The organism is Acidocella aminolytica 101 = DSM 11237, from assembly GCF_900129125.1.
Taxonomy (GTDB): Bacteria; Pseudomonadota; Alphaproteobacteria; order Acetobacterales; family Acetobacteraceae; genus Acidocella; species Acidocella aminolytica.
On sequence record NZ_FQVJ01000008.1, the window covers coordinates 1 to 17,404 of the forward strand.

Genomic DNA, 17,404 nt, shown 5'->3' on the forward strand with positions numbered 1-17,404 from the left:
CTCGCGCACCAGTTGCCGCTCCGAGCGAATGCCAAACAGGTAGCCAAGGAACAGCGCCTTGAACATTAAGGTCGGATCCAGCGGCGGCCGCCCATTATCCGGGCAGTAGAGCCCGGCCACCAGATCATGGATGAACGTAAAATCAATCACAGCGTCGATCTTGCGCAGCAGGTGGTCCGCCGGGACCAGGCTGTCCAATGTAACAATCTCAAGCGCCGTCTGCGGCGAGGATGGTTTCTTCAGCATCACAACAATGAATCAAAAACCCCCGGCTTGCGCCAGGGGTTTGTCAGCAGTCTGAGCCGCCCTGTGAGGCGGCTTTTTTTCTAAACTCGCCAGGAGGTTGCACATGACCAAACCTTTCAGCGCCGCGCCCTTGGTCTGGGGACATGGCCCGGCTGTTTTCGAAATGTTTCTGGAGCCGACCTGCCCCTTCTCGGTCAAAAGCTTCAACAAGCTGGACGAGTTGCTGGAAAAAGCCGGACCGGACCGGATTACGGTGAAATTGCGCCTGCAATCCCAGCCCTGGCATATGTTCTCCGGCGTGATCGTGCGCGCGATTCTCGCGGCGTCCTGCCTGCCGGATGGCAAGGAGGCCGCGAAGAAGGTGATGAAGGCCGTAGCCGACCACCGCGAGGAGTTTGAGTTCGAGAAACATTCTGCTGGGCCGAATATGGACACCACCCCGGCACAGATTATCGCCCGGATCGAGGCTTATGCCGGGCTGAAGCTGGCGGCGGCCTTTTCCGTGCCGGAACTGCAGACCGAGGTAAAGTGGCACGCCAAATATGCCCGCCAGAACGGGATTCACGTCTCCCCCACCTTCATGGTGAACGGGTTGATCGAGCCGAAACTGAGCAGCGGTGACGCGGTTGAGGACTGGATCGCCAAGTTGCCGGTCTAAGCTTGGCGGCGGTGGGAAAAGGGAGCAAAAGCCAGGGTATGAATTTCCGATTGGCGGGCCTGATCGCGGCCCTTCTGGCTGCGGCCGCGCTCGGCGTGGCGTATTTTGCCCAATACGGGCTGCATCTGGTGCCGTGCGAACTGTGCCTGTGGGAGCGTTGGCCCTACCGAATCGTCATTGTACTGGGGCTGCTGGCGGTGCTGTTCGGCGGCGGTCTGGGGCGCGTGCTGGTGGCGCTGGCCGGAGTGGCGATGCTGGGCGATGTGGTGATCGCGGGCATTCATGTGGGTGTGGAGTTCCATTGGTGGAAATCCCCGCTGCCGGAATGTAACGGCATTCTCACCCCCGGCGCGCCCTTGCCGATGACACCTTCTGTCTCTTGCGAACGGCCGGTGCATCTGATTTCCTGGTTGCCGCTATCCATGACGCAAATGGATTTTTGCGCCGCCATTTTACTTACGGTTTTGTTTTTCTTCATGGCGTCACGGCCAAGGAGGGGTGCATGAGCGAGAAGATCAAGCGTTTCGTCAGGGTGGATCATGCGGGCGAATATGGGGCTGAGCGGATTTATGCCGGGCAGCTCGCGGTATTGGGGCGCGGCCCGAAGGGCGATTTGCTGCGCCACATGCTGGAGCAGGAGACGGTTCATAAACAAACCTTCGAGACGCTGATCGCCGAGCGTCGCTCCCGCCCCACCGCCATGCTGCCGTTTTGGCATGTCGCCGGGTTCGCGCTAGGCGCCATTACCGCCGCGATGGGCGAAAAAGCCGCGATGGCCTGCACCGTGGCGGTGGAGGAAACCATCGACGAGCATTATGCCAGCCAGCGCGATGCGCTGAACGAGGACGAAAGCGACTTGAAGGAGACGATTGAGCGTTTCCGGCTGGAGGAGCTGGAGCACCGTGATATCGGCCTCGAAAACGGCGCCGAGCAAGCCCCCGCTTACCGCCTGCTCTCCGGCCTGATTAAAGCCGGGTGCAAGGCTGCCATCAGGATCAGCGAAGCCGTTTGATCTTGGCGAGGGCGCATGGCTGCCTCTCGGTCAAAAAAGCTGTCCTTTTTTAGCGTTGCGGCTTAGGGAGCGGGCATGTCCGCAACCCTGGCCCTCGCAGAGCCGATTCAAGACGGTTTGCCCCGCCCGGCGCGGTTGCGGGCCATGTTTGCCGTGGCCATGGCGGTGCTGCTCTCGGTGCTGGATTATGCGGTGGTCAACATCGCCATGCCGGAGATTGCCCGGGATGTGCATGCCACCGCCTCCGCTTCCATCTGGGTCATCAACGCTTATCAGCTTGCCAGTGTAACTTCTTTGCTGCCGGTGGCGCGGCTGGGCGAAAAATTCGGCCATGCACGCATGTGCCTTATTGGGCTGGTGATGTTTGTGTTTGCCTCCTTGCTGTGCGCCATGTCGCAGACCTTGGGGGAGCTTACCATGGCTCGTGCCCTGCAAGGGTTGGGTGGGGCGTGTATTCTGGGGGTTAATGCCGCGCTGGTGCGGCATATCTATCCGTCTGAGCTATTGGGGCGCGGCATTGCTCTGAACGGGCTGGTGATCGCGCTGGGCGTGGCGCTGGGGCCGTCCGTGGGGGCAGCGGTGCTGGCGGTGGCCAACTGGAAATGGCTGTTCCTGATCAATCTGCCCTTCGGTCTGGCGGCGTTTTACTTCGCCTTGACCGCCTTGCCGAAAACCCCGCGCGCGGATGTGAAGTTCGACATGACGAGCACCGTGCTGCTGGGGCTGGGGCTGGGCGGTATTGTGATTGGCGGCGACCATTTCGCTGAGGGCCCAGGCGGGACGCTGGGGTTTGGGCTGTTGGCCGTCGGCATTGTGGCCATGGCGGCGCTGGTGCGCCTGCAACTTACCCGCGCGCATCCGCTGCTGCCGGTGGATCTGCTGGCGAGGGGCGGGTTCGCAGCGGCCTTTGCTACCGGCTTCCTGGCGTTTCTGGCCTCGAATTTCTTTATCATCTCAATGCCGTTCAATCTGACGGATGTGCTGCATCGCGGCCCGGTGGAAACCGGCCTTGTCATCACCTCCTGGCCGTTGAGCATCGTGCTGACGGCTCCGTTTGTGGGGCGGCTAGCGGATCGTTACCCTGCGGCGATTCTCTCCACGCTGGGAATGCTGATTCTCAGCCTCGGCTTTTTGCTGCTGCGGCTTCTGCCCGCTGCGCCCACGGATATCGACATTGTCTGGCGCATTTCCCTCGCGGCTCTAGGGTTCTCCCTGGTGCAGCCGCCGAACAACAAGGCGATGTTGATGAATGCGCCAAAGCCGCGCCTAGCCGGGGCAAGCGGCATGATCTCGGTGGTTCGCCTGTTGGGGCAGACCATTGGCGGTATGCTGGTGGCCATTACGCTCGGGCTGGCCCACCCCGCGCCAACCAGAACCTGCTTGGCGTTCGCTTCACTCGCCGCGTTTTTGGGGGCGATTGCCAGCGCGATGCGTCTGTTCGCCAAAGGCGGGCGGGGGATGGAAGGTTAAGCCAGCGCCTCGGCGCAGGCATCCAGGATCGCGTCGCAATCCATTTCATACTCCCGGTACAGCTCAGCCACCGAGCCGGACTGCCCGAAATGGTCCGGCCCCAGCGCCATTACACGCTGGCCGCGCACCGCCCCCAGCCAGCTATGGGCGGCCGGGTGGCCATCCAGAACCGTGACCAGCGCCGCGCCGGGAGCGAGGGGGCTTAGAGTTTCCTCAATATGCGATTGCGCTTTAATGCCCTGGCGGCGTTGGCGCTGGGCGGCCCGCCAGCCCGCATAAAGCCGGTTGGGGCTGGTGATGGCCAGCAGTCCGACGCCGGGCACATCCTCGCGCACGATCTCGAAGGCTTTTTCGGCTTCCGCCGCCATTGGGCCTTGATAAGCGATGGCCAGCCCCGCGCCGGGGGCGGGAGGCGTAATCCAATGCGCGCCGGCGAGAACATGGTCGGGGTTCAGCGTGCGCGTAGGCTGCGGCAGGGCGAAATTGGAAAGCCGTAGCCAGACGGCGGAGCCTTCCGGCTTCTGCATATATTCGAAGGCATGGCGCAGCATGATCCGCAGCTCATCGCAATAAGCTGGTTCAAAGGCGATCAGCTTGTCCTGCACAATGCCCAGCAGCGGCGTGTTGGCGGCCTGATGCTGCCCGCCTTCAGCCGCCAGCGTAATGCCGGAAGGGGTGGAGACCAGCAGAAAACGCGCATCCTGGTAACACGCATAATACAGCGCGTCATGGCCGCGATTCACGAATGGGTCATACACCGTGCCGATCGGCAGCAGTCGCGCGCCATACAGGTCATGCGCCAACCCAGCCGCGCCCAACAGCAGGAACAGGCTTTGCTCGGCAATGCCAAGTTCAATATGCTGGCCTCCGGGGTGCATGTCCTTGCGCACCATGGAGGCGACCTTGCTCTTGCGGAACACGTCCTCTTGCGCCTTGCGGGCGAACATGGAGCGGCGGTTGATCCAGGAGGTGAGGTTGGTGGATGTCGCCACATCCGGGCTTGAGGTGACGATGGCCTGGGACAGCGCCTTGCTCTCCCCCTGGGCGCGGCCGATTTCAGACAAAATTTCCCCAAACCCGGCCTGGGTGCTCATGCGCCGCCCGGCGGTGCGCGGGCCGGGCAGGGTGGCGGGTACGGGCACGATAGGCGCGTCCATCCGCCGTCCTTGCGGGGTGAGGGGCGTGGCGAACGGCGCGTCCCGCAGCAGGCGTTCCACGCGCTGCGGGGTTTGCAGCCCTTCCAGCCGGTCCCACTCATGGCCGGGGCGGATCTGCATGGTGGTGCGGAACTCGTCCATTTGCTCAGGCGTCAGCAGGCCAGCATGGTTGTCTTTATGCCCGGCGAGCGGCAGGCCATTGCCTTTAATGGTATGGGCAAGAAACAAGGTCGGCTGGTCGGACTGCGCCGCATGGGCGAAGCTGGCGGTGAGGGTGGCAAGGTCATGCCCGGCCAGATTGGTCATCAGCGTGGCGAGATCCGCATCGCTTAGCGGGTCGATCAGCGCGCGCACGCCACGGCTGCGGCCCATATCGTTCAGCAGCGCCTCACGCCATGCCGCGCCGCCCTGGAAGGTGAGGGCGGAGTAAACCGAGTTCGGGCATTCATCCAGCCAGGCACGCAGGCTGGCACCGCCGGGGCGGACGAACACGTCTTGTAACTGCCGCCCATAACGCAACGTGACGACACGCCAGCCCATGTCGCGGAACAGCCCCTCAAACCGGCCGAACAGCCGATCGGGCATTACGGAATCGAGACTCTGGCGGTTGCAATCCACCACCCACCAGACATCGCGGACATCGTGCTTCCAACCTTCCAGCAGGGCTTCGTAAATATTGCCCTCATCCAGCTCCGCATCGCCCGCTACGGCCACGTTTCGCGCATGCGCGGCGCCGGGGGGCAGCATCTCATGTGCTTTCACATAATCCTGGATCAGCGCTGAAAAGCTGGTGATGGCTACGCCAAGCCCAACAGAGCCGGTGGAGAAATCGATTTCGGTGCCGTCCATGGCGCGGGAAGGATAAGCCTGCGCGCCGCCAAACTGCCGGAAGCTTTGCAGTTTCTCCAGGCTTTGCCGGCCCAGCAGATAATTGATGGCATGCAGCACCGGTGAAGCATGCGGTTTAACGGCCACGCGGTCTTGCTGGCGCAGCGCGTCGAAATACAGCGCCGTCATGATTGAGGTGACGGAAGCGCATGAGGCCTGATGCCCGCCGACCTTCTCGCCGGTTGGATTCGGACGGATATTATTAGCGTGATGGATAATCCAGGCGGAGAGCCAGAGCAGTTTCCGCTCAACTTCCGCCAGCGTTTCCAAATTTCCCGCGGTCTGCCCGAGAGGCCGTATTTCGTTCATGACGGCACTATAATGCAATTTGTGCTGTCATGAAATCTGGCCCCGCCCCCGAAATGCGAGCGGGGCCAGAACATTAATGCACGGAACCGGCGAGAATACCGGCAATGATGCCACTGGTAATGGCGATCATGACAAATTGGTCGCCGGTATTGACCCATTCATAGCCGGGCGGCGGCGGGCGTAGATGATAATGGTCCCAGTCCCCATGCGGCACGATCACGCGCGGGCCGTTATAATAGTCGCCGCGCGCCCATTGGCCGTGCGGCCCGCTGGGGCCGTGATGACCTTCATCATGATGGCCGTCATCGTGATGATAATTGTCCTGATGATAGCCATCCTGATGGTAGCCACTATCGGGGCCGCCATCCGAAGGCTGTCCACCTTGGCCGTGCTGGTCATGAAACGTTTGGCCGCCACCCGGCTGGCCGCCATGCTGGTCCGGTCCCTGGCCAGGTTGTGCCAAGGCAGGGCTCGACGCCAGAGTCAGTGTCGCCACACCGGCGAGAAGATATTTCGTCAAGCGCATGAATGCGTCTCCTTTCGATAACAGGAACATTGACGCCGATCTGGGCGCTTCCAGGGCCGGAAACAGTGAAGTTGTGATAAAACTTTTCTCCTTTTTGGCGGAATTAAGGCTCATCCCTGGGTAATATGGCCGAGAATCGAGGGTAAATCTTCCGCCAACATGCCTGGCCCGGCCTCTTGCGCCGCAGCGCCATGCAGCCACACCCCCGCGCAGGCGGCGGGGAAGGGCGCCATGCCGCGCGTCAGCAGAGCGGCGATCAGCCCGGAGAGCACATCCCCCGTGCCGCCCGTGGCCAGCCAGGGCGGGGCGTTGGCGTTGATGACGGCGGTGCCTTCCGGCGCGGCAATAACGGTGTCCGGTCCTTTTAGCACCGTCACCGCGCCGGTTAGCGCGGCGGCGCGGCGGGCGGCGGCGATTTTGTCCGGGCCGATTGTGCCGAATAGCCGGGTGAACTCGCCTTCATGCGGGGTGATGACACAAACACCGCGCAGTTTTTTTGGCGTTCCCGCGCAGGCGGTGAGCGCGTCTGCATCCGCGAGGATGGCAAGGCCCGGTGTTTGTAGCAGCCGCGCCAGAGCCACGCCCGCCGCCGCCACGCCCAGCCCAGGCCCCACCACCCAATGCAGCCGCCTGGGATCTTCAAGCAGTCTGTCCAGCGGGTCGTGCCGCAGGATGATGCCGGCTTCCGGCAACGGGGAGGCATCCGCCGCCGCGAGGCTGACCATCCCCGCCCCCGCTCGCCGGGCCGCCATGGCCGCCAGCCGTGCTGCGCCGGGCAGAGTGCCGGAGAGGATGGTGACCTCGCCGCTGGTATATTTGTGCCCGCCGGTGTCACGCGGCGGCAGTGTGAATAAAGACGGACTATTTTCCCAGATATCCGGCCCCACCCGGCCGATGATCGATACCGGCATCCCGATATCGCGCAGCAAGACTTCCCCGCATAAAGCCCGGCCCGGAAACAACAGATGGCCCGGTTTTTTGCGCACGAAGGTCACGGTGAAGGCGGCTTGCGGCGCAAAGCCGCGGACCTGTCCGGAGGCGCCGTCGAGGCCGGAGGGCACGTCCACCGCCACAAGGTTTTTCGCGGCCCGCAGCAGGGAGATAGTGTGTTCATCAAGGTCGCGTGACAGCCCGGCGCCGAAAATCGCATCGACGACCAGACCGGCTCGCGCGACCTCGGCCGGGTCCGCTGTGCGAAAGTCCCGCACCCGTACGGGCCAGCCCTCCCAAGCCAGATAACGCGCGGCGACTCGGCCATCGCCGCCATTATTGCCCGGCCCAGCCAGCACCAGCACCGGCACTTTCTTGCAGCGCCGCATAATACTGCGTGCAATGGCGCGTCCTGCGGCTTCCATCAGCCTTGCTGTGTCGCCCGCCAGAGCATCCGCCTGGGCCATTTGCACTGGAGTTAGCAGCGCGCCGGTAAAAGACTCTGGCCGTTCAAAGGAATATGCCATTTACTGCATCCTAGCAGGAGGCTGTTGATGGGAAAGATTATCGCGGTTGCACAGCAAAAAGGTGGCGCGGGCAAGACCATGATCGCTGCCCAGTTCGGCACAGCACTGGCTGAGGAGGGGCGCGTGGCGCTGCTGGATACAGACCCTCAAGCGAGTCTGAGCGCCTGGGGGCGGTTACGCGGGGCGGCGGCCAAGGCCAAACCTGGGGTGGAGGTGTTCAGCGTGTCAGGCTGGCGGCTGGCCAATGAGCTGGAGAAGCTAAAGGCCGAGTATGATTACGTGATTGTGGACACCCCGCCGGTGATCGACAGCGATGCCAGGCGGGCGATTCGCGGCGCGGATCTGGTGCTGGTGCCGTTGAATCCCGCGCCGCCGGATCTGTGGGCGGCGGAAGGCACCTTGAAGTTGGCGGCGGAGGAACGCAGCCCGGCTGCATTATTATTCAATCGCGCGGCCGCCTCCTCGCGGTTACGCAAGCGGCTGGAAGCTGAAATTGTCGCGCGGCAACTCACCCTGCTGCCCGCCGCGCTGGCGAACCGCGCAGGTTATGCCAACGCTTTTGCCGATGGGCTGGGCGTGACAGAGGCCGGCCCCAACACCCAGGCGGCGGAGGAGGTGCGTGCCGCCGTGCGGGCGCTGCTGGCGCTGGGATTCTAAAGAACGGTGATGGATTTGTGAGGAAGGGATGAAAAAAAATTCTAGTTAATGCCGTCATCATGCAGAAAACAGCATTGCTAGACTTGCAAGTCTGACTCTTTTCCGCCACAAACCTGCTCATGGCGTATAAATCGCCTTCAAAATGCTCCAGAACAGGACGTTTTGAGGAGCGTGGCATTAAATGTCACCCGCCAAGTTTAGGGAGCCAAGAAACGTTGCATCTCAAGATGCAAAAGGCCGGTCCATAAGGACCGGCCTTTTTAATTTCCAGGTTGATGGGAAGCCGCGTTCAACGTGGCAACGGCTCACGCCCAGGTGAGCGGCGGCGGTAGAAACGGGAGACATTCACCTCTCCCCACACACCTTCACGGGTGAACGGGTCCTCGGCAATAAAACGTTCGATCACGTCGCGGCTGGGGGCTTCCAGCAATAGCAGCGAGCCGGTCATTTGCTCACCGTCATCGGTTTGCAGCGGGCCGGACATCAGCACGGAGACGGTTCCTGCCTCGTCCTGTTCCTCCAGAAACATGCGGTGGGCGGCATAATGGTCGAGCCGGAGCTGCAGGGAACCAGGTTTGTCTTTGGCATGCAGAATGTAGAGTGGCATGTGGTTTGAGACCCTCTCCTCATACTTTATACCCACCGGTAGTATGAAACCGGGGGTTTGACACGCCGCATGTTCGCCACCCAGCTTTGTGCTGAACGCTGAAGGCGGAAGACAAGGAGAGGAAGAATGAAGCTACTGCGCTATGGGGATGACAGTCAGGAAAAGTGGGGCATGCTTGATTCCGCAGGCGGAATCCGCACGCTGGAGGATGTGCTGCCGCATATCGGCAGTGAGCCGGTCAGCCTGGAATGGCTGGCGCATCTGCAGAAGCTGGACCCCGCTAAGCTGCCCGTGCTGAAGGTTGAGCACCGGGTGGGGCCGTGCATTCCGCGTCCGCTGAATTTTGTCTGCATCGGGCTCAACTATGCCGACCATGCGGCCGAGACGGGCGGCAAGACGCCGAAAGAGCCGATTTTATTCCTGAAATCGCTGTCGGCCTTTTGCGGCCCGCATGATGACATCATCATCCCCCCCGGCTCGCGCAAGACGGATTGGGAGGTGGAACTGGGCGTGGTCATCGGCGCCAAGGCCTCCCGCGTTTCAGAGGATGAGGCGATGGATTACGTCGCGGGCTACGCGGTCGTGAATGATGTGAGCGAGCGCGAATATCAGACCGAGCGCGGCGGCCAGTGGGACAAAGGCAAAGGCTGCGACCATTTCGGCCCTGTTGGCCCGTATCTTGTCACCAAGGACGAGGTGCCGGATCCGCAGGCGCTCAGACTGTTTTGCGAGGTGGACGGGGAGATGATGCAGGATGGCACCACCGCCAACATGATCTTCAGCGTCAAGACGCTGGTGTCTTACGTTTCGCAGTTTATCACGTTGCACCCGGGTGACATCATCGCCACCGGCACACCGGCGGGGGTTGGGATGGGCAAGAAACCTGCGCCCATCTTCCTGCGCGCGGGCCAGACGGTGCGGCTGGGCATTGAAGGGCTGGGCGAACAGCAAGCCAAAACGGTAGGGGGGTAAGGTCATGGTTACGGAATTCGCGCAAATTGAGGTGAAAGCGGGTATGGAGCAAGCCTTCATCGACGGCGCCGCCAAGAGCCGCCCGCTATTTCTGGCAGCGGAAGGCTGCTTTGGCATGGGCGTGCAACGCTCAGTCGAGGACCCAATGAAGTTTCTGCTGATGGTGCAGTGGGAAAGTGTGGAGGCGCATATGGTCACATTCCGTGAATCGCCGGCTTTTCAGGAGTGGCGGGCGAATGTCGGTCATTGCTTTGCCGTCCCGCCGGTTGTCTGGCATGGCGAGACGGTGATCTAAATTAGGCGAACGCTACGATAAACGAAACCGCCGCCGTGAGGCACAGCCAACCGGCGGCGGGCAGCATCATCCTGTTCCGGGAAAAAGCCAGCGCATAGCCCGCCTTCAGAAGATTGTTGCTGGCGCTGGCAATCAGAATCGCCGCCGTGACCGCCTCTTGGCTGACCGCGAATTTACCCGCGAGCAAAGAGAGGATGAATGGGTCGATATCCGAAAACCCAACCAAAAAGCTCAGCACATGCAGCCCGGCCACGCCGAACTTGGTGGTGACGAGCTGCGTGATGGCGGCGAAAAACACAAACAACGCGGCAAAAAGAAACGCCACCGGCAGGTCCAGCGGGTTGGCGCTGACCGGGGAATGAGCCTGCGTCTGCTCCCCGCGTGAGCGCCAGGTCAGCACGCCGGCCGCCGCCAAGGACGCCAGAAACAGCCCGCCAAACGGCAAAGCCAGCGCCATCGCCGCATCCACATGGCCGAGCAGCGCGATCAAAACCAGCAGCCGCGCATACATCATGGTGGTGGCGATAATCACCGCCGCCGGGGCAAAGGCGGCGTTTTGCGGATCTGCCTTGGCGGCGCGGGCCAGCACCACAGTGGCGGCGGTGGAGGAATACAGCCCGCCCAGAACGCCGGTGAGCAGCGTGTCCGCGCGCGGGAACACATAACGGTGCGCCAGATAGCCCAGATAAGAGATGGCCGAGATGACCAGCACGGCGGCCCAGATTTTTGTCCAGCTGATGCCTGGCAGATAAGGCACGTTCTTGTTGGGCAGTAGCGGGTAGATCAACCCGGCCAACACCAGGAACTTCGCCAGTGTGACACCTTCCTGGGTGGGGAAGGCGTCTGAGAAGCGGCGGATTTTGACCTGCTCGCCTAGCGCCACGAGAATCAGCACCGTCAACGCCGCGACCACCGCTAGCGGCACGGTGAGCAGCAACGGCCCCAGCGCGAAGGCGATCAGCCCGATGATTGTGGGCACCAGAGAGGTATCGCCAGCTTTCACCCGCTTGCGGTATTCCAGCATCAGCGCCAGCCCCAGTACGCCGAATCCGACGCAGAACGGCACCACCGGTGCGATAACCCAGAGCACAAACCCCAGGGCGGAGATGAGCGTAACGGTGCGGGTGGTGCCAAAGCCCTGCGCCTCGGGCAGCAGCGCGCCTTCCCCCCGGCGGCGGTAGGCGTGCAGCTCCAGCCCGATGATGAACGCCAGCCCCGCCGTGGCCAGAAAGCCGGTCAGCAGATGCGGCAGCGCGATCATGCGCCGCGCAGCGCGGCTAGGCCCTGGTCCAGATCTACGATCAGGTCGTCGATATTCTCCAGCCCGATTTGGAAGCGCGCGGCCTCGCCCTCGAACCTGCCGGTGCCGGCGGTTCGGCGGATGGTGCCGGTGGTGGGCAGCACCAGGCTTTCAAACCCGCCCCAACTCGCACCGATGCCAAACATGGCAAGCGCATCAATCATCCTCACCACGTCCTCGGCGCTGTAGCGTGGCTGGAACACCACGCCGAACAGCCCGCAGGCGCCGGTGAAGTCGCGTTTGAAAAACTCGTGGCCGGGGCAGGTGGGCAGAGCCGGGTGCAGTACCCGCGCCACCTCGGGCCGGGCGGCGAACCAGTTGGCGATTTGCAGCCCCGCCGCTTCGGCCGCCTTCAGCCGCACATGCATTGTGCGCAAGCCGCGCAGGGCCAGCCAGCAATCATCCGGGCTGGCGTAATTGCCCATTTGCAGGGAGCCCAGCCGCAGCCAGCGCCAATCCTCCTCGGAATTCACCACCACGGCGCCCAGGATAATGTCCGAATGGCCGCCCGGATATTTCGTGAGGGCATGAATGGAGACATCCACCCCATGCCGGAACGGGGCAAAGTGCAGAATCCCCCAGGTGTTGTCCAGAAACACTTTGGCGCCATGGGCGTGCGCCACGTGCGCCAGAGCCGGAATATCCTGCACCTCGAATGTATGGCTGCCTGGGCTCTCCGTGAACAGTACCTTGGTGTTGGGGCGGAATAACGCGGCCAGATCCCCGGGCGCGATCATCGGGTCATAGTAGGTCGCCTCAATGCCAAAGCGCACAAGCATGGTGTCGCAGAAAGTGCGGGTTGGCCCGTAAACCGAATCAGGTACCAGCAGATGCTCGCCCGTGTTCAGATAAGCCAGCAGCGGCACGGTAATGGCGGAGAGCCCGCTGCCGGTGACCTGCGCATGGGAGCCGCCTTCAATTTCTGCAATCGCGGCTTCAAGGGCGAAATGGGTTTCGCTGCCCATCACGCCGTAATTCTCCACCGGCTCCAGCGCGGCGCGTTGGCCCACGGCCTTTTTCGCCGCCACATTGGCGTGTAGCACCGTGGAGCCGCGCTTCAGTGGCGGGTTGACGAAGCCATATTGCTTAACCGGCGCCCGCCCAGCCTGAACCAGCGCCGTCTCGATTTTACGAACCATCTATACCTCGATTGGCGTGTCGTCCCGCGCCCCCCATTCGGCCCAGGAGCCATCGTAAATCGCCGCTTCCGGTAAACCAGCCTGCACCAGCCCCAGCGCCAGCACGCAGGCGGTCACGCCTGATCCGCAAGAGGCGATGAGCGGCTTGCTGCCATTGATTCCCGTGGCGGAAAAAACATCGCGCAGCCGCGCTGGCGGCAGATAGCAGCCATTTTCCAGCAAGGCACCGAAGGGCAGGGAGATGGCACCGGGAATATGGCCGCTTCTCATCCCGGGGCGCGGCTCGGCCATCTGGGCATAGAACCGCGTGGAAGCCCTTGCATCGAGCATCAAGGCCGCCTGGCTTTGCAGATTGGCGCGCATATCCTTGATCGAGCGCACCATTTCCGGCTTGAAGTGTGGGGTGAAGCGCGCGGGCGTTGCGGCCTCCGGCTCACCGGCTTGCGTGGCACCACCCGCAGCCATCCAGGCGGGCAGGCCGCCATCCAGCACCTGCACCTTGTCATGGCCAAAGACGCGGAACATCCACCATACGCGGGGGGCGGAGAAAATGCCGCGTTGGTCGTAAACAATCACCTGCGTTTCATTGCTAATGCCCATGGCGGCGATGGCGGCGGCGAACGCCTCGGGCGTGGGCAGCATGTGCGGCAGGCCGGAGGTCTGGTCCGCGATCTTGTCCACGTCAAAAAACCGCGCGCCGGGGATGTGGGCGGCGGCGAAGTTCGCGGTGGCGTCCTGGTCCTCATTGGGCAGGAAATAGCTGGCGTCCAGCACGGCAATGCCCGGCTGGCCCAGCATGGCCCGCAGCGTGGCGGGCTGAATTAACGGTTCCATCAGCCGCGCGCGGCTGCGATGAGCGCGCGCACCTGCTGCGCCGCGGTGGCCCCTTTTGTGGCCTCTCGCCAAGCCAGCTCCGCGACACGCTGATGCGCGGCGACGGCATCTTCCGCGCCGGTGATCATGGCCACGCCGGACTGGATGTTCGGCGGTGAATCCGCCGGGAACGGGTTGATGGCCAGCGTGGCGCGTTCGCGCGAGCGCAGCAGCGTGAAGGGGCCGTTGGGCTCACCTTGCGCCATCAGGCCCAGCTGCAAGCCAATGGGTTCGCTTTCCATCAGATTGGCGATCAGCTCGACCTCCCGCAAGGCGGCCTCCCGCGCTGCAAGGCGCAGCGGCTCGGATACGTTGGCGGCGGAGGCGATGCCATCGGCCAGGAATTTCTGGATAGCGGGGATGGTCAGGATACCGATGATGGACGGCTTGCGCGTCTGATACATCTGCTTGCGGGAGATCATTACACCTACAAGTTGTTCAGCCGCAACGCGGGCGGCATGTTTGTCCGCCCCCAGTGATTCCGCGTGTTCCTCCAGCATTTGCGCTAAAATCACATCAAAATGCTCGGAGGTGATGAGATAGCAGACGGGACCGAAAACCTGGAGGATCTGGTCGGAGCTTTCCTCGATCTGGCGCAACCGTTCCGCATAGCCGACGGGCTTGGAATAATACTCAACGCCGATGCCCAGCAGGGTAAGCGGCGAAATTTTTAGCAGCTCAGCCAGGCGGTTAACGGTATCAAGTTTGATGACCTCGCCTTTTTCATAGCGGTACAGCGCGGCCCGGGAGACGCCAAGCCGGGCGGAGATTTCCTCTGCCTTCAGGCCGGATTCCATGCGGTAAGCCCGTAATTGCTGGCCAATTTCGTTGAAACGCATCAATTCCTTACCTCGCTGCGACATTTCCTGACCAAGGACATATTTCATGAAGTTTGTCTCAGAAATCAACCTTGCGGTTCGGAAAATGTTAACATGACATAAATGTTATGTTTTGTGCGAATGCTTTGATGTCATGAGATTTGTTGCGCCTCATGCGGGCTTGCGGGTTTTCAGCAAGCCCGGCACAGAGATCACATGAGACCTGACCGGCTTTTCCTGACCGCGCTGGCCCTGGCATTGGGGCTTGGCTGCGCTGTTATCTTGCTGCCGTTTCTCCCAGCAATGCTGTGGGCCGCTATTTTGGTCTTTTGTCTCTGGCCGCTTTACGTGCGGGCCTGCGTGCATCTCCGGCCCACGGTGGCGGCCTTGGCCATTACGCTCATTCTGGCGGTGTTGCTGCTGGTGCCGTTGGTGCATCTGGGGCTTGTCGCTGCGACGGAGGCACGCAACAGCCAAGGCTGGGTCACGGATGTTATCCGCAACGGCTTGCCGCCCGCGCCGGGCTTTTTGCAGAAAATCCCTGTTGTCGGCGGATTGCTGACGGATTTCTGGAACAATTCGGCGGATGATCTGGGCGGGCTCGTGAACTCCGCCCAGCCGGTTATCGGCTCGGTCGCGCATACGGGCATCAGGCTGCTGGTGCATATAAGCCACGGGCTGGTGGAAACCGTGGTGGCACTGCTGTTTGCCTTTCTGTTCTTTTTATCCGGCGCGCAAATGGTCGAGCGTATCCGGCTGGTGCTGGCGCGGGTGATCAACCCGGCCACGCTGGAGGAACTGTTCAACCTCGTCGCGGCGACGGTGCGCGGGGTGGTGATCGGCATTTTAGGCACGGCGGCGTTTCAGGGCATTCTCTATGCCGTTGGGTTTATGCTGGCCAAGGCACCGCACGCGTTGATCCTGGCGGTGATCGCGGGGCTGGTGTCCATTGTGCCGGCGGGGGCGGTGGTGGTGTATGTACCGCTCTGCTTGTATCTGATTGCCTCCAGCCATCTGGTCATTGGTATTTTGCTGGCGATTTATTGCTTCGTGGTGGTGGGCGGCGCGGACTCCGTGCTGCGGCCCTGGCTGATTTCTCGCGGGGCGTCCCTGCCTTACTCCGTTACGTTGATCGGCGTGCTGGGCGGGGCGCTGGCCTTTGGGGCGCTGGGCATTTTTCTGGGGCCTGTGTTGCTGGCGCTCGGCATTGCCGTGGCGGAGGAATTTGCGGGCCAGCCCCGCGGAACCTGGCGGCAACCTTAGCGGCGCGGGATGAGCAAAGTCAAAAAGCGCGCGGTGGAGCAGCGCGGACGGCTGGCAGAGGATGATGTCGCGGCGGTTCTCCGGCAGCGCGGCTTTGAAATCCTCGCCATGCTGCTCTGAAAACCGGCGGCGGCGAAATTGATATCGTCGCGGCTGATGCGAAGACCCTGCTGTTTGTTGAGCTCAAGGTGCGTGCCGGCGTGGCCGAGGCGGCTTATGCCATCTCTCTCCCCCGGCAACAGGCGCGGTTTGTGCAGGCGGCGGAGTTGGTGCTGGCCGCGCTGAAGGCTGGGCGCGGCCAGAGACACGCTTCGATGCCGCCTTGGCGATGCCGGGCGGCATCGAAATCATAGACGACGTGATCCGGCTGACCTAAGCCCGGGCAAAGGCCGAGAGCAGCCGGGCATGGGCGCGGGTGCCGCGATGGAAGCAGGCCAGCTCGAACTTCTCGTTCGGGGAATGGATGCAATCATCATCCAGCCCGAACCCGGCCAGCAGCGTATCCAGCCCCAGAATGGTCTTGAAAGCTTCCACAACGGGAATGGACGCGCCGGAGCCGACCAAGGCGGCGTCCTTGCCAAATTCCGCCAACAAGGCCGCCTGCGCCGCGCGCAGAAAAGGCGCATCTGGCGCCAGACCATAGCCCGGTGCGGCACCGCCGCGGGTGAATTCCGCGCGGGCATCTGGCGGCAGGCGCTCGATCACGAACCGCTCAAACGCATCCAGGATTTTTACTGGGTTCTGCCCCGCGACGAGGCGGAAGGTGAGCTTGGCCGTGGCGTGGGCGGGGATCACGGTTTTGCTGCCATCGCCCTGATAGCCGCCATAAATGCCGTTCAGTTCAGCCGTTGGCCTGGCCCAAAGCTGGACGAGGGGGATCTGGTCCTGCTCACCCGCCGGGTGGTGCAGGCCGACATCGCCAAGAAACGCCCCTGCATCGAACCCCAGCCCGGCCCATGCCGCCTCTTGCTCCCGCGAAACGGGCGTGATTCCGTCATAAAAGCCGGGGATGGTAATGCGGCCCTGATCGTCCTTCATTTGGCCGATAATATGGGTAAGCGCGAAGATCGGGTTCAGCGCGATCCCGCCAAACAGGCCGGAATGCAAATCGCGGGAGGGGCCATGCAGCCGCACGTCAATGGCAGCCAGCCCGCGCAGGCTCGCGGTGATGGCCGGGGTTTCGAAATTCCACATATTCGTGTCGGCCACCAGCACGAAATCGGCTCGCAGGTTATCGCGCTCGTTGGTCAGCAACTCGGCGAGCGAGGGGCTGCCATTTTCCTCCTCGCCTTCCAGCAGGATGGTCAGGCGCACCGGCAACCTGCCGTTGACCGCCAGATGCGCGCGCACTGCCTCCATGAAGCTGATCACCTGGCCTTTATCGTCCACCGCCCCCCGCGCGACGATGCGCTTGCCGCGCGGGCCTTCCACCAGTTGCGGGTCGAACGGGTCCGAGTGCCACAGCTCCAGCGGGTCGGCGGGCTGCACGTCGTAATGGCCGTAGAACAGCACATGCGGTGCCTCCGGCCCGGCGGAAAAATTCTGCGCGATAACGCCGGGATGCCCCTTGGTCTCTGAAAGCCGTGCTGCGAAGCCCATCTCCGTCAGCGTGTCGCGGGACCATTCAGCGGCGCGGCGGCAATCCGCCGCATGGGCGGGCTGGGCGCTGATGCTGGGGATGCGCAAAAAGGAGAAAAGCCGCTCAAGAGAGGAGGGCAGGGCGGAATCGATGGCGGCCAGTATCTTATCCATACCGC

The 17,404-nt window shown here is 62.6% G+C and carries 19 protein-coding genes; 9 read left to right on the forward strand and 10 right to left on the reverse strand.

Going from position 1 to position 17,404, the window contains the following annotated elements; translation table 11 throughout:
* Window positions 1-246 (reverse strand): transposase (locus BUB54_RS05860; protein ID WP_073211364.1); only part of this gene is annotated, 246 nt, incomplete at its 3' end.
* A 103-nt stretch (window positions 247-349) separates the two neighbouring features.
* On the opposite strand from BUB54_RS05860, the gene BUB54_RS05865 reads away from it, so the two are divergent.
* From BUB54_RS05865 to BUB54_RS05880, 4 genes are all read left to right on the forward strand, one after another.
* Window positions 350-904: a DsbA family protein gene (locus BUB54_RS05865; protein WP_048877210.1), complete on the forward strand. Its 555-nt coding sequence runs from the start codon at window positions 350-352 to the stop codon at window positions 902-904.
* Between the two features lie 38 nt (window positions 905-942).
* A complete protein-coding gene (locus tag BUB54_RS05870; protein ID WP_048877273.1) occupies window positions 943-1,410 on the forward strand; it encodes a disulfide bond formation protein B in 468 nt (155 codons plus the stop codon).
* Window positions 1,407-1,916 carry a demethoxyubiquinone hydroxylase family protein gene (locus BUB54_RS05875; RefSeq protein WP_048877211.1) on the forward strand — a complete coding sequence of 170 codons (510 nt, stop codon included), beginning with the start codon at window positions 1,407-1,409 and terminating at the stop codon, window positions 1,914-1,916. Before BUB54_RS05870 ends, BUB54_RS05875 begins: the two co-directional genes overlap by 4 nt.
* A gap of 75 nt (window positions 1,917-1,991) precedes the next feature.
* Window positions 1,992-3,386 (forward strand): MFS transporter, encoded by a 1,395-nt coding sequence (locus BUB54_RS05880; RefSeq protein WP_048877212.1) that lies wholly within the window; start codon window positions 1,992-1,994, stop codon window positions 3,384-3,386.
* On the opposite strand, the gene BUB54_RS05885 is transcribed toward BUB54_RS05880, so the two are convergent.
* From BUB54_RS05885 to BUB54_RS05895, 3 genes are all read right to left on the reverse strand, one after another.
* The gene (locus BUB54_RS05885; RefSeq protein WP_048877213.1) at window positions 3,383-5,740 is read right to left on the reverse strand and encodes a hypothetical protein; all 2,358 of its coding nucleotides are present in this window, start codon (window positions 5,738-5,740) and stop codon (window positions 3,383-3,385) included. The genes BUB54_RS05880 and BUB54_RS05885 overlap by 4 nt on opposite strands.
* Before the next feature lie 73 nt (window positions 5,741-5,813).
* The gene (locus BUB54_RS05890; protein ID WP_158320057.1) at window positions 5,814-6,266 is read right to left on the reverse strand and encodes an RcnB family protein; all 453 of its coding nucleotides are present in this window, start codon (window positions 6,264-6,266) and stop codon (window positions 5,814-5,816) included.
* Between the two features lie 110 nt (window positions 6,267-6,376).
* Window positions 6,377-7,723, reverse strand: coding sequence for an NAD(P)H-hydrate dehydratase (locus tag BUB54_RS05895; RefSeq protein ID WP_052948263.1), 1,347 nt, complete (start codon window positions 7,721-7,723; stop codon window positions 6,377-6,379).
* A gap of 27 nt (window positions 7,724-7,750) precedes the next feature.
* Here BUB54_RS05895 and parA point away from each other — a divergent pair, with 27 nt between their 5' ends.
* On the forward strand, window positions 7,751-8,380 hold the full coding sequence (gene parA, locus BUB54_RS05900) for a ParA family partition ATPase (RefSeq protein ID WP_048877215.1): 630 nt from the start codon (window positions 7,751-7,753) through the stop codon (window positions 8,378-8,380).
* Between the two features lie 289 nt (window positions 8,381-8,669).
* Here parA and BUB54_RS05905 read toward each other — a convergent pair whose 3' ends face one another.
* Window positions 8,670-8,987: a YciI family protein gene (locus tag BUB54_RS05905; protein ID WP_048877216.1), complete on the reverse strand. Its 318-nt coding sequence runs from the start codon at window positions 8,985-8,987 to the stop codon at window positions 8,670-8,672.
* Window positions 8,988-9,113: 126 nt separating this feature from the next.
* Between BUB54_RS05905 and BUB54_RS05910 the strand changes: the two genes are divergently transcribed.
* Together BUB54_RS05910 and BUB54_RS05915 are read left to right on the forward strand one after the other, a co-directional pair.
* Window positions 9,114-9,959, forward strand: coding sequence for a fumarylacetoacetate hydrolase family protein (locus BUB54_RS05910; protein WP_048877217.1), 846 nt, complete (start codon window positions 9,114-9,116; stop codon window positions 9,957-9,959).
* Window positions 9,960-9,963: 4 nt separating this feature from the next.
* Window positions 9,964-10,254, forward strand: a complete 291-nt coding sequence (locus BUB54_RS05915; RefSeq protein WP_048877218.1) for an antibiotic biosynthesis monooxygenase family protein — start codon at window positions 9,964-9,966, stop codon at window positions 10,252-10,254.
* Between the two features lies 1 nt (window position 10,255).
* Here BUB54_RS05915 and BUB54_RS05920 read toward each other — a convergent pair whose 3' ends face one another.
* From BUB54_RS05920 to BUB54_RS05935, 4 genes are read right to left on the reverse strand one after another with little or no spacing between them, the layout of a single operon-like run.
* On the reverse strand, window positions 10,256-11,515 hold the full coding sequence (locus BUB54_RS05920; protein ID WP_048877219.1) for an MgtC/SapB family protein: 1,260 nt from the start codon (window positions 11,513-11,515) through the stop codon (window positions 10,256-10,258).
* Window positions 11,512-12,693, reverse strand: coding sequence for a cystathionine beta-lyase (gene metC / locus BUB54_RS05925; RefSeq protein ID WP_048877220.1), 1,182 nt, complete (start codon window positions 12,691-12,693; stop codon window positions 11,512-11,514). Before metC ends, BUB54_RS05920 begins: the two co-directional genes overlap by 4 nt.
* A complete protein-coding gene (gene sseA, locus BUB54_RS05930) occupies window positions 12,694-13,527 on the reverse strand; it encodes a 3-mercaptopyruvate sulfurtransferase (protein WP_048877221.1) in 834 nt (277 codons plus the stop codon).
* Complete coding sequence (locus BUB54_RS05935) at window positions 13,527-14,405, reverse strand: helix-turn-helix domain-containing protein (protein WP_048877275.1); 879 nt, start codon at window positions 14,403-14,405, stop codon at window positions 13,527-13,529. Before BUB54_RS05935 ends, sseA begins: the two co-directional genes overlap by 1 nt.
* 195 nt (window positions 14,406-14,600) lie before the next feature.
* Between BUB54_RS05935 and BUB54_RS05940 the strand changes: the two genes are divergently transcribed.
* Window positions 14,601-15,647: an AI-2E family transporter gene (locus tag BUB54_RS05940; protein ID WP_048877222.1), complete on the forward strand. Its 1,047-nt coding sequence runs from the start codon at window positions 14,601-14,603 to the stop codon at window positions 15,645-15,647.
* A gap of 116 nt (window positions 15,648-15,763) precedes the next feature.
* Complete coding sequence (locus BUB54_RS19905; RefSeq protein ID WP_082075546.1) at window positions 15,764-16,000, forward strand: YraN family protein; 237 nt, start codon at window positions 15,764-15,766, stop codon at window positions 15,998-16,000.
* Between the two features lie 19 nt (window positions 16,001-16,019).
* Here the strand turns inward: BUB54_RS19905 and BUB54_RS05950 are convergent, their stop codons facing one another.
* Entirely contained in the window at window positions 16,020-17,399 is a 1,380-nt protein-coding gene (locus BUB54_RS05950; RefSeq protein ID WP_048877276.1) for a dipeptidase, read from the reverse strand.
* Between the last annotated feature and the right edge of the window lie 5 nt (window positions 17,400-17,404).